At 72.0% G+C, this 11,691-nt stretch carries 10 protein-coding genes; 9 read left to right on the top strand and 1 reads right to left on the bottom strand.

What is annotated here, in order from left to right; genetic code table 11:
- Positions 1–171 precede the first annotated feature (171 nt).
- The 4 genes from AB0L06_RS03525 to AB0L06_RS03510 all read left to right on the top strand — a co-directional run bounded on the left by AB0L06_RS03525 (position 172) and on the right by AB0L06_RS03510 (position 6,810).
- The gene (locus AB0L06_RS03525) at positions 172–1,140 is read left to right on the top strand and encodes a hypothetical protein (RefSeq protein WP_500229332.1); all 969 of its coding nucleotides are present in this window, start codon (positions 172–174) and stop codon (positions 1,138–1,140) included.
- Between the two features lie 305 nt (positions 1,141–1,445).
- A complete protein-coding gene (locus AB0L06_RS03520; RefSeq protein WP_199486330.1) occupies positions 1,446–1,661 on the top strand; it encodes a WhiB family transcriptional regulator in 216 nt (71 codons plus the stop codon).
- Between the two features lie 416 nt (positions 1,662–2,077).
- Complete coding sequence (locus tag AB0L06_RS03515; RefSeq protein ID WP_500229331.1) at positions 2,078–5,401, top strand: glycosyltransferase; 3,324 nt, start codon at positions 2,078–2,080, stop codon at positions 5,399–5,401.
- Positions 5,398–6,810, top strand: a complete 1,413-nt coding sequence (locus AB0L06_RS03510; RefSeq protein ID WP_500229330.1) for a DUF5719 family protein — start codon at positions 5,398–5,400, stop codon at positions 6,808–6,810. Before AB0L06_RS03515 ends, AB0L06_RS03510 begins: the two co-directional genes overlap by 4 nt.
- Positions 6,811–6,874: 64 nt before the next feature.
- On the opposite strand, the gene AB0L06_RS03505 is transcribed toward AB0L06_RS03510, so the two are convergent.
- Positions 6,875–7,174 (bottom strand): metallopeptidase family protein, encoded by a 300-nt coding sequence (locus tag AB0L06_RS03505; RefSeq protein ID WP_500229329.1) that lies wholly within the window; start codon positions 7,172–7,174, stop codon positions 6,875–6,877.
- Between the two features lie 298 nt (positions 7,175–7,472).
- On the opposite strand from AB0L06_RS03505, the gene AB0L06_RS03500 reads away from it, so the two are divergent.
- The 5 genes from AB0L06_RS03500 (at position 7,473) to AB0L06_RS03480 (ending at position 11,683) form a co-directional block, all read left to right on the top strand.
- The gene (locus AB0L06_RS03500) at positions 7,473–7,829 is read left to right on the top strand and encodes a DUF3499 domain-containing protein (protein ID WP_500229328.1); all 357 of its coding nucleotides are present in this window, start codon (positions 7,473–7,475) and stop codon (positions 7,827–7,829) included.
- A 200-nt stretch (positions 7,830–8,029) separates the two neighbouring features.
- Positions 8,030–9,379, top strand: coding sequence for a phosphomannomutase/phosphoglucomutase (locus tag AB0L06_RS03495; protein ID WP_500229327.1), 1,350 nt, complete (start codon positions 8,030–8,032; stop codon positions 9,377–9,379).
- Positions 9,376–9,558, top strand: coding sequence for a Trm112 family protein (locus tag AB0L06_RS03490; protein ID WP_500229326.1), 183 nt, complete (start codon positions 9,376–9,378; stop codon positions 9,556–9,558). The genes AB0L06_RS03495 and AB0L06_RS03490 overlap by 4 nt, the downstream gene beginning before the upstream one ends.
- Entirely contained in the window at positions 9,555–10,751 is a 1,197-nt protein-coding gene (locus AB0L06_RS03485; protein ID WP_500229325.1) for an SIS domain-containing protein, read from the top strand. Before AB0L06_RS03490 ends, AB0L06_RS03485 begins: the two co-directional genes overlap by 4 nt.
- Positions 10,748–11,683: a cation diffusion facilitator family transporter gene (locus tag AB0L06_RS03480; RefSeq protein WP_500229324.1), complete on the top strand. Its 936-nt coding sequence runs from the start codon at positions 10,748–10,750 to the stop codon at positions 11,681–11,683. Before AB0L06_RS03485 ends, AB0L06_RS03480 begins: the two co-directional genes overlap by 4 nt.
- The last annotated feature ends 8 nt before the right edge of the window (positions 11,684–11,691 follow it).

Raw genomic sequence — 11,691 nt, 5'->3', positions numbered from 1 at the left:
GGCCATCGAGGCGGCCCGGGCCGCGCCCGCCGGAGCCCATCGGGTCGGCTCCGTCGAAAGGGCGGTCGAACACGGTCTTCGAGTGAGGCCGCTGCGGGCATGACGTGGCTGGATGTGCGAAGCTTTTTCTGGATCCGGAAAACGTAACCGTCACCACCGGGAGATGTCACCGTGAACAAGGAAGCCGTCCAGCGCCTGCGCGAACCGGCAGCCTGGGTCCTGCTCGCGTCGGCGGGAGTCCAGTTGTTCGCGGGCATCATCGCACTGTTCGGGCGCGGCCCGTTCACTTTCCACGCCCTCAACGAGACCGTCGGCGGGACGTTCACCAACGTCGCGGTCACGGGCATGCTGGCGTTCGCGGTCTGGCTGGTGACCTCGCGTCCGGAGGGCCCGACGCCGCAGGCCCGCACGATCGTGGTCGGCGCGCTCGGGGTGCTCGGCGGGATGGCCCTGATCGCCGTGATCTGCTGGCTGGCCAGCATGTTCGCGGGCTCCGACTTCGCCACGGCGACCGGCAAGCTCTCGGCGTTCCTCTACGGCGCCGCCAAGATCGCGGTGATCGGCCTCGGCGCCTGGTACGTCCTGCTCATCATGCAGGGCATGCAGCCGACGCGTCCGGCGGGCCCGCCCGCTCCCGGCCAGTACCCGGGCTTCGGCTACCAGCCCGGTGGCGAGCAGCAGCAGGGCGGCCAGCAGCCGTACGGCGAGCAGCAGGGCTACGGGCAGCAGCAGTACGGCCAGCAGGCGGTCTACGGGCAGCAGCCGGGCCAGGCGCAGGCGTACGGCCAGGAGCAGGCCCAGCAGCCGGGTTACGGTCAGCAGGCCGCGCAGCAGCAGTACGGCCAGCAGCCGGGCTACGGCCAGCAGGCCGCGCAGCAACAGTACGGACAGCAGGCCGGATACCAGCAGCACGCTCAGCCCGCCGCCCAGCCCGCCGCGGAGCAGCAGGGCGCCGAGTCCCAGGCGGACGAGGAAGAGATGGGCGAGTGGACGCGCGCCTACGGCGGTGGCCGGGGCACCGGCGAGCAGCCGCAGGGCGGCCAGGGGAGCCGGCCCGGTCAGACGGCTCAGCCGGGGCAGCAGCAGGCCGGATCCGAAGAGGGCGGCGACTGGTACCGGGACAACCGTCCGCCGCAGTGACAGGTTGAGATTTTCCGATCTTTCATTCGCTGAGGTCGGCGGGGTGTGGGTGCACCTCCACGCAGGAGCAAAACCGCGTTGAACCCGCGTGCGTTCTCTCCCAAAAAACCCTCTTTGCCCACTTGGAAACTCGTTCGGCTTGACGGAGCGGGCGCTACACGCGTGTAATTTCGTCGGTGTAGTTCAATGCCTTCTCGGGGGATGGAGCCTGGGGGAAGGCATCGACCAGGGGGGCTCCACGGGCTAGGAGGTGCGCTGTGAGCGAGGTAGTGATCCCGCTGGCGCACGGCACAGACGGCGAAGAGATGGGCTGGCAGGAGCGCGCTCTGTGCGCGCAGACGGACCCGGAGGCGTTTTTTCCGGAGAAGGGCGGCTCCACTCGCGAAGCCAAGAAGGTGTGCCGCGCATGCGAGGTTCGGGCCGAGTGTCTGGAGTACGCGCTAGAGCATGACGAACGTTTCGGAATTTGGGGCGGACTGTCGGAACGTGAGCGCCGCAAGTTGAAGCGCCAGGCCGTCTGACCGCCGCCTTGACCGCCGGACTCCGTCGCCGGCGGTCGGGCAGGTGGTCGCGCCCGCGACCACCACGCGTCTCACGGGCCTGGTGTCCGCGCACCGCTTCCCTGTGCCGTTCGCGGCACGGTGCGGGCACCCGGACCGGGGCGCGTGTGACGGGATGAGAAGGACGGAAAGTGCGACGGCGCGGTCTCCGCGCCGTCGCTTTCTTTTTCTCCCGGTTCCGCGCACGCCGGCGCGACGCTCGCATCCCCTGCCTGCTGGGTGTTCCGGCGTCCGAGGCGAGGCGGATCGGACGTGATCACCGAGGTCGAAAGAGGAGGTTCTCGGGCGAAGTCGGGCGGCCGCGCGTACAGTGGTCGGCCGTGTCGGCAGGGGGCGCCGGCGCGGGGACCTGCTGCCCACCTTGGAGCGATCACCTGTTGCCCTCCCCACTCGACCGGCACGCCGTCACCGCCGTCCTCGTCACGCACGACGGGGCGCGATGGCTGCCGGAGGCGCTGAAGGCACTGCTCACCCAGGCGCGACCCGCCCAGCGGCTGGTCGTCGCCGACACCGGAAGCACCGACCGCGGGCCCGACGTGGCCGCGGAGGTCGTCGGGCCCGAGGCCGTCCTGCGGCTCGCGCGGACGACCGGGTACGGCGAGGCCGTCGCCGAGGCGCTGCGCCATCCGGCCGTGACCCTGCCGAACGCCTCCGTCCCCGATCCCGACCACGCCTCGCCATCCGCAGCGGACACGTCCACGCCGGACGGCGGGCCCGACCGGGTCGAATGGGTGTGGCTGCTGCACGACGACTCCGCGCCCGCGCCAGACGCGCTCGCGTGCCTGCTGAAGGCCGCCGACGCGGATCCGCGCATCGGCGTCCTCGGCCCCAAGCTGCGCGGCTGGGAGGACCGGCGCGTCCTGCTCTCCACGGGCGAGTCCATGGACGCCGCCGGACGCCGCGACACCGGCATCGACACCGGCGACTTCGATCAGGGCCAGCACGACGGCGACCGCGACGTCCTCGCGGTGAGCACCGCCGGGATGCTCGTCCGCCGCGACGTCTGGGACCGGCTCGGCGGCCTGGAGACCTCGTTCGGGCTGTTCCGCGACGACGTGGACCTCTGCTTCCGCGTGCACGCCGCCGGGCAGCGGGTGGTCGTCGTCACCGACGCGGTCGTCCATCACGCGGAGGCCGCGCGGCGCGGCGTCCGCGAGATCGGGATGACGGACGCGCCGATCCGCCGCCTGGACCGCCAGAACGCGCTGCTGACGCTGCTCACCAACCGGCCCGCCAGGGCGCTGCCCACGACGTTCGCGCGCATCGTCTGGTCCACGACGTTGCAGATCGCGTGGATGTTGCTGCTGAAGCGCCCGGAGGCGGCCAAACAGGAGTTCGGCGCGTTCATGGCCGTCCTGAGGTCGCCCGTGCGGTTGTGGCGTGCACGGCGTGCGCGACCCGAGGGGCGTAGGCACGCCCACCGGTACATCCAGCGGAGCTTGATGGCGCACGGGGTCGCGCGTAGACGCGCCTACGAGGCGTTGCACATCTGGCTTGCCAAACGGGATGCCCGTAGAGCGGCCGAACGCGAAGAGGCTCCGCCAGAGGACGCCAGCTGGCGCGCGATGATTCGGCGTTTCCTCGCGCGCCCGGGCGTACTGCTCGTCATCGCCCTCGCCGTTGTCTCTGTCGCGGCGGAACGGTCGCTGGTCACCGCCGGTTCTCGGCTCAGCGGAGGCGCACTGGCCGCGCCTACGGGCGGTGCCTCCGACCTGTGGGCCGCCTACACGGCGGGCTGGCATCCGACCGGACTGGGCACTGACGCTGGGACACCGCCTTGGGTGGCCGTGCTCGCCATGGTGTCCACGCTCGCGTTCGGCAAGCCGTGGTTGGCCGTGAGCTTCCTGCTGCTCGGCAGCGTGCCGCTCGCGGGTGTGACCGCACTGATCGCCGCGCGCCGGTTGATTCCGCCGCGGACGCCCTACCGCGCGGCCCTGCGGCTCTGGGCCGCGGGTACCTACGCTCTGTTGCCCGCCACTACCGGCGCCATCGCGGACGGACGGCTCGGCACGTCTGTTGTGATCGTCCTTCTGCCGCTGATCGCGCTGCTCGCCTACCGCGCCCTCACGGATGCGGTCGACAAGCGTGCTTCGGGACGTGCGGCTTGGGGCACGGCACTGCTCTTGACCGTCGCAATGGCGTTCGTGCCGCTCGTGTGGCCGCTCGTCCTGCTGGCTGCTGTGCTGGTCACGGCTCCTAGCGGGCTTCCCGTGGATCGCGGCGCGCGCAACATGCTGATCGTCGTCGCCGTTCCGCCGCTGCTGCTCGGCCCTTGGTCGCTCAGGCTGTTCCTGCATCCGTCGCGCTTCCTCCTGGAGGCCGGCACGCTGCCGACGCGCGCGCCCGCGTCCGCCGCCGACCTGCTCGGCCTGGTTCCCGGCGGCTCTGCCGTGCCGTGGGCGGCAGCAGGGCTCGCCGTGGCCGCACTGGTGGCGCTCCTCGTGCGCGAGCGACGCAGATTCGTGGTGACCGGGTGGGCGCTGGTCGTCATCGGGTTGCTGACCGCGACCCTGTTGAGCGGCCTAACCGCCAAGTCCGGGGCCGACAGCGCGCACTACTGGCCCGGTGTCCCGCTGGTGTTCGCCGGGGTGGGGGCTGTAGTCGCCGCTTCGGTCGGCGTCCGGCGCGCGGCTTTCGCCTTGGCTGGCACGGGCCTCCTCGTCCGTACAGGGGGAGCGCTGCTGCTCGCCGGCGCCTGCGCGACGCCTGTGCTCGCAGCCGCCATCTGGATCGTGGACGGTGCGGGCGGCCCGCTGGGCCACTTCAACCCCGATACCGTCCCGATCTTCTTGCACGAGTCCACGGGCGCGCGCACGGTGGTGCTGCGGCACGAGCCGTCCGGACGCGTGAACTACACCGTCCTGCGTGGCGCCACCCCTGAACCGGCCGATACGTCCGTGCCGGACGACGCGTCCGCGCGTGGCCGCTTGGACGCCCTCGTCTCCGGGATCGCAGGCGGAACGGACACCGACGAGGCTCCCGGATTCAGCGCGCTAGGCGTCCGGTACCTGCTGGTCAGGAATCCGGGCGACGACCCGCTGACGCCCGTGCTGGACGCCTCGCCGGAGCTGAACCGGCAGAGCCGCACCGCCGACTTCGCCAGTTGGGAGGTTCGCGCCCCCGCCGGACGCCTCACGCTCCAGGACGGACAGACGGTCAAGGTCCTGCCCGGCGGGACGCGTGCCGCGCGGACGAGCGTCCACATCCCACCGAGTACCGGCCTTCGTACGCTCACGGTGGCCGAGCCCGACGACGGAGGCTGGCACGCCACGTTCGACGGACGTGCACTGAAGAGCCATGCGGCGAACGGCTGGTCGCGCGCGTACGAGATCCCCGCGACGGGCGGCACATTCGCCTTGTCGCACGGCATGCTCATGCGGGAGATCTGGGTGGGCGTCCAGGGCGTGTTCGCGCTGCTGGTCCTGATCCTCGCGCTTCCCGGCGCACGTCCGGACGAGCCGGGGCCGACGGCCGCCCAGCCCACGCGCGGGCATGCACGCCGAGCACCGACCACCGCCGCCACGGCGCTACGACGTGCCACACGCCAGATTCGTCAGAAGCCGGACGAACCCATTGGCCGACGCCGCCGTCCGGCGACGCACACCAAATTGCGCCATTTCAAGCGCTCTGCGGAGGAGCTCCCAGGCGACGCGACCGAGGACGAGGCAGCCGTGAGCGCTGGCGACGAGGAGCGGTCATGAAGTTCGAGCCCGGACTGTTCAAGAACAGGTACGTCGTGGCCGCTGCCGCCCCCGTGGCCATGGCCGCCCTGTACGGGACGGCGCATGTGACCCGTCCTGGTGCAGAGCGCTCTGCGAAGCCCGTCCAGGAGCCCATCAAGAGCGTCGTCATGGCCTGCCCAGGAGGCGAGGCCGGACGGGTGGGCGTCCAAACCGCGTCGATCCCGAACGCACGCGGACGAGTCTCCATTGAAGGACCGCGTCCGACCACGCTCACGTCCCCAGGACAGCACTGGACGGGTGACATCGGGGGCCGCAACAAGCCCCCGGTCATCGTGCGCGGGGACGGGGATCTGGCAGCGGGCCTGTCCGCACGCTGGACGACCCTCTGGCCGCACGGGCGTGACCGGGGCGCCGCAGCAGCACGCTGCGTGCAGCCAGGCTTCGACCAGTGGTTCATGGGCCCGGGCCCGCTGGCGGCCGAGAGCCTGGAGCTTCACCTCACCAACGTCGACGGCAACCCGGCGGCCGTGGACTTGACCGCCCTCTCAGGCGAAGGCCCTCTCGACACGCTCGACGGTCAAGGCGTGGCCGTGGCCCCGCACAGCACCCGTGTTGTCCGGATCGGACAATCCCGTGAGGGGCTGGGTGCGGTCGTCCAGGCCGCGCGGGACCTCGCTCTGCGGGTGCGGGCCACGTCCGGACGCGTCGCGGCGTCCCTCCGCGTGCGGGTCTCCCCGGGGCAGGGCATCGACTGGGAACCGGTCTCGCCCACCCCTGCGACGTCGCTGGTCCTGCCCGGGGTGCCGAGCGGGCCGGGAGAGCGAAGACTGCTGGTCGGGGTGCCGGGGGAGGAGAACGCGAAGATCCACGTCCGGCTCGTCGGCCCCAACGGGACCGTCACGCTGAACGGCCAGAGCCAGGACAACGCCTCGTCCGGGCGGCCGCGCACCGTGACGACCTTCGACCTGCACGGGGCGCTGGCGGGCCGTCCGGCGGCGATCCTTGTCGATTCGGACAAGCCCGTCGTCGCAGGGTTCTCCGCCACGCGCGGGCAGGATGTGGCCTTCGGTACCGCGTCCGCGCCTCTGGGGCCGAACACCGGGCCCGGCACGATCCCGGACGCCCGGCTCGGCGGGAGCCTGATCTTGACCGCGCTCACCCGGGCCGTCACGGTCACGCTCACGCCCGTGGGCGGCGGCGAGCCCCGCACCCTGGCCGTCCCGGCAGGGCGGACGATCGAAACGTCCTATTTCCTGCCCGGGACGCGCGGATTGGCCGCAACCGGCCTGCGCGTCGAGGCCGACGGCCCGCTCTACGCCGGGAGCACCCTCGTCACGTCCGGGCTGTTCACGGCCGAACCGGTGCCTCCATCGCCGCTGGCCCAGATGCTCCCGCCCGCGCACGACTCCCACCACACGCTGGACTGAGAGCGCCACAGGCCAACGCCGCGTTCCCCCGCGTAGGGGAACGGGGCGTTGCCGCAAATAGGGGTTACTCGTCGTAACTGGGGTCGACCGTCTCCGGGGACATCCCCAGCAGGTCGGCGACCTCTTCCACGAGCAGATCACGGATGAGACGGGCTCGGTCACGCTCGGTGGTCGCCCGCGCCTCCACGGGCCTGCGGTAGATCACCACGCGGACGGGGCGCCCGCCGTCTCCGGGCAGCGTCGCGCCCAGCGGCACGGGGCCGTCCTCCGGGATCGGGGCCTCGGGGACGTCCTCGACCGCGAACTCGACCTCGGCCAGCTCATGACCCCATCGCTCGGCGATGCGGCGCACCTCGTCGGCCACCAGGTCGTCGAACCGTTCGGCACGGGTGCGCGAGATCGGGGAACGCGGGGGCGTGAGCGGACCGCGAAGGCCACGGCCGTGCCGGTCACGGCGCCGCGTCTGTGATGGGCCGGCCGAGGGACGGCCCGCGCCTGCCACACGGGATCGCACACGTTCAGAATACCCCGCGCGCGCTTTCACCCCGCCCGACCGGCGGGCTCACGGATTGTGATCGTTATCGCGGAAATCGACCGGTAACGGCGACACGTGCCGCGGCGGTGGTGGCGGACGCCGTCGCGGCGGGGTACGGTCGGCCATCGTGAGCCCCGTCCGCATCTGCTCCCGCACCGCCTGCAAGGCGCAGGCAGTCTTCACGCTCACGTACGTGTACCGCGACTCGACCGCGGTCCTGGGGCCGCTCGCCACGTACGCCGAGCCGCACTGCTATGACCTGTGCGCGGAGCACTCCGAGCGGCTCACCGCCCCCATGGGCTGGGAGCTGGTCCGCCTTCCCGTCGAGACCGAGACCGAACCCACCGCCGACGACCTCGAGGCCCTCGCCGACGCCGTCCGCGAGGCGGGCCGTCCCGCCCCCGGAGACCGCGAGGAGCCCATAGGGCAGGCCACCGAGGTCGGCCGCAAGGGCCATCTGCGCGTCCTGCGCAGCACCGACTGAGGATCACCCCTGGCGTCGGCCGCGCGTGCGCCTGGACGCCCCCTGAGCGCGCCGGGAGGCATCGGCCCCGTCCGTGGGCGGTTCTGTGGCGGGGCGTAAGGGGTCCCCGAAGTTATCCACAGGACGGGTGTGCTCCGCCCCGTGGTGCAGGCCGCCGGTAGGCTCGGGTCCCGTCAGTATCGGCAAACCGGGGAGCAGGAGTGGGCGACCTCGCCAAGATCTTCAAGGCGTACGACATCCGGGGCGTGGTCCCGGACGAGCTCGACGCCGAGACCGTGGAGCGCGTCGGCGCGGCCTTCGTCCGCGTGACCGGCGCCCGCACGGTCGTCACGGCCCACGACATGCGCACCTCGTCCGAGCCGCTGGCCGCGGCGTTCGCGCGCGGCGCGACCGCCCAGGGCGCCGACGTGATCGAGGCCGGGCTCGGGTCGACCGACCTGCTGTACTACGCCTCCGGCGCGCTGGACGTGCCCGGCGCCATGTTCACCGCCAGCCACAACCCGGCCAAGTACAACGGCATCAAGATGTGCCGCGCCGGGGCGCGTCCGGTCGGCCGCGACACCGGGCTGACGGAGATCCGCGACCTGGTCGCGAACGGCGTTCCCGCCTACGACGGCGAGCCCGGGAAGATCACCCGGCAGGACATGCTGGCCGGCTACGCAGAGCACCTGAAGAAGCTGGTCGACCTGTCCGGCATCCGGCCGCTGAAGGTCGTGGTCGACGCCGGCAACGGCATGGGCGGGCACACCGTGCCGACCGTGTTCCGCGACCTGCCGATCGACCTGGTGCCGCTGTACTTCGAGCTCGACGGCACCTTCCCGAACCACGAGGCCAACCCGATCGAGCCGGAGAACCTGCGCGACCTGCAGGCCAAGGTGCGCGAGACCGGCGCCGACATCGGCCTGGCCTTCGACGGCGACGCCGACCGCTGCTTCGTCGTGGACGAGCGCGGCGAGATCGTCTCCCCGTCCGCGATCACCGCGCTGGTCGCGGTGCGCGAGCTCGCCAAGCATCCGGGCGCGTCCATCGTGCACAACCTGATCACCTCCAAGGCCGTCCCGGAGATCATCACCGCGCACGGCGGCGTTCCGGTGCGCACCCGGGTCGGGCACTCGTTCATCAAGCAGACGATGGCCGAGAACGGCGCGGTGTTCGGCGGCGAGCACTCGGCGCACTTCTACTTCAAGGACTTCTGGTTCGCCGACTCCGGCATGCTCGCCGCCCTGCACGTGCTCGCCGCGCTCGGCACCCAGCCCGGCCCGCTGTCGGAGATGCTGGCCGAGTACAGCCCGTACGCGGCCTCCGGCGAGATCAACAGCGAGGTGGCCGACCAGGCCGCGGCCACCGCGCGCGTACGCGAGGCGTTCGAGGGCCGCCCGGGCGTGACCGTTGACGAGCTGGACGGGCTCACCGTCGCCGCCGGCGCCTGGTGGTTCAACCTGCGCCCGTCCAACACCGAACCGCTGCTCCGCCTGAACGCGGAGGCCGACGACGAGACGACCATGGCCGACGTGCGTGACGAGGTCCTGGCGATCGTGAGGGAGAAGTGACGATGAAGCTCGACTCGTGGCTGCTGGAGATCCTCGCCTGCCCGAACTGCGGCGGGGCCCTGAAGCAGGACGACAAGGCCGGTGAGCTGGTCTGCACGGGGACGTGCAAGTACGCCTACCCGGTGCGCGACGACATCCCGGTGCTGCTGGTCGACGAGGCCCGGACGCCCACCCCGTGAGCGCCGCACCGGAGGATCCGGAGGCCCCCGCGGCCCCGTCCGGCCGGAGCGGCGTCGACGAGTCCCGGCTGGAGTCCACCGCCGCGCTGGAGGCGGCCGACCCCGGCGGGATGCTCCGCCAGGTCGCCTCGTCCGCCGCGCAGATCCGCGAGGCGCGGATGCTGGCGGCGGAGGCCGGGATCGACCGGATCGCCGACGAGGGCCGTCCGCGCGCCGTCGTGGTGGCCGGCATGGGCGGCTCCGGCATCTCCGGCGACGTCCTGGCCGCCGTGTGCGGGCCCGGCTGCCCGGTGCCGGTGCTGACCGTCCGCGGGCACCGGCTGCCCGGCTGGGTCGGCGCCGCCGACCTGGTGGTCGCCGTGTCCTGCTCCGGCGGCACCGAGGAGACCCTCGCGGTGGCGGCCGAGGCCGCCCGGCGCGGCTGCCGCCTGCTCCTGGTCGGCGGCACGGAGTCGCCCCTGTCCCGGCTCGCCGAGCAGACCCGGAGCCTGTTCGTCCCGGTCCGGTCGGTGGGGCAGCCGCGCGCCACGCTGTGGGGGCTGACCGTCCCGCTGCTGTTGGCGGCCCGCGCGCTGCGGCTCGCCGACGTCCCGGACGAGGTGCTGGAGTCCACCGCCACCCGGCTGGAGGACGTCGCGCACCGCTGCCGCCCGGACAGTGAGCCCTTCGTGAACCCGGCCAAGCGCGTCGCCCTCGACCTCCTGGGCGACTTTCCGATGGTGTGGGGCTCGTCGCCGATCGCGGGCGTCGCCGCCTACCGGATGTGCTGCCAGCTCAACGAGAACGCCAAGTACCCCGGCGTCTTCGGTGAGCTGCCCGAGGCGAACCACAACCAGGTCGTCGCGTTCGACGGGTTCTTCGGCCGCACGGGCGGCGCCGGCGCCGCCGATCCGGACGACTTCTTCCGCGACCGCACCGATGACGCCGAGCACGGCCTGCACCTGGTCATGATGCGCGACACCGACGAACACCCCCAGGTCGCGAAGCGGCGCGAGGTGTCGGCGGAGCTCGCCGCCGCGCGCGGGGTCGCGGTCACCGAGATCCGGGCCGAGGGCGATCACCCGCTAGAGAGAATGGCGACACTTGTAGCCGTCGCGGACTACGTCACGGTTTACTTGGCGATCGCACTCGGCGTCGACCCGACGCCGGTGTCGACCATCCAGGAGCTCAAGGCGAGGATTGCGAACGTATGAGTGCTGAAGGCGGAAGCAAGGCGATCATCGCCGCCCTGGGGGCGAACCTCGGGATCGCGGTGTCGAAGTTCGTCGCGTTCGCCTTCACGGGCTCGTCCTCGATGCTCGCCGAGGGCATCCACTCGGTCGCCGACTCCGGCAACCAGGTGCTCCTGCTGGTCGGGCGCAAGCGGTCCGAGCGCGAGCGCACCGAGCGGCACCCGTTCGGCTACGGCCGCGAGCGGTACTTCTACGCCTTCATCGTGGCGGTCGTGCTGTTCACCGTCGGTGCGGCGTTCTCGCTGTACGAGGGCATCCACAAGATCCAGCATCCGGAGAAGGTCGAGTCCCCGATCTGGGCGTTCGGCGTGCTGATCGTCGCGATCGGGCTGGAGAGCCTCAGCTTCAGGACCGCGATCGCCGAGGCCAACCAGACCCGCGGGTCCCGCTCGTGGGTCGACTACATCCGGCGGGCCAAGGCCCCCGAACTCCCGGTCGTCCTGCTGGAGGACGCCGCCGCCCTCATCGGGCTCGTCCTGGCGCTGATCGGCGTCGGGCTGGCCGTGGCCACCGGCGACGGCGTCTGGGACGGCGTCGGCACCGTCGCGATCGGCCTGCTGCTCGCCGCGGTCGCGACCGTCCTGTCCATCGAGACCAAGAGCCTGCTGATCGGCGAGGGCGCCGACGCGGAGACCCAGAAGAAGATCGTCGAGACCCTCGAGTCGGTGCCCGAGGTGGACCGCGTGATCCACATCCGCACCGAGTACGTCGGTCCCGAGGAGCTCCTCATCGCCGCCAAGATCGCCGTGCACCACGACGAGACGGCGGCCGAGGTCGCCCGCGGCATCGACGCCGCCGAGGAGAAGGTCCGCGCCCGGTTCCCCGACGTGCATCTGATCTACCTCGAGCCCGACATCGACCGCTCCGGCACCCCCGCCACCCCCAGCGCCTGACGAGGCCG

It is taken from the genome of Spirillospora sp. NPDC052269, from assembly GCF_040679435.1.
Taxonomy (GTDB): domain Bacteria; phylum Actinomycetota; class Actinomycetes; order Streptosporangiales; family Streptosporangiaceae; genus Spirillospora.
The sequence above is the reverse complement of the archived record's forward strand: the minus strand, read 5'-3'. Positions and strand labels throughout refer to the sequence as shown.

Bases quoted from the DNA above. Each gene is read 5' to 3' on its own strand.
- AB0L06_RS03520 (WP_199486330.1), top strand. From the start codon at position 1,446: ATGGGCTGGCAGGAGCGCGCTCTGTGCGCGCAGACGGACCCGGAGGCG.
- AB0L06_RS03510 (WP_500229330.1), top strand. From the start codon at position 5,398: ATGAAGTTCGAGCCCGGACTGTTCAAGAACAGGTACGTCGTGGCCGCT.
- AB0L06_RS03480 (WP_500229324.1), top strand. From the start codon at position 10,748: ATGAGTGCTGAAGGCGGAAGCAAGGCGATCATCGCCGCCCTGGGGGCG.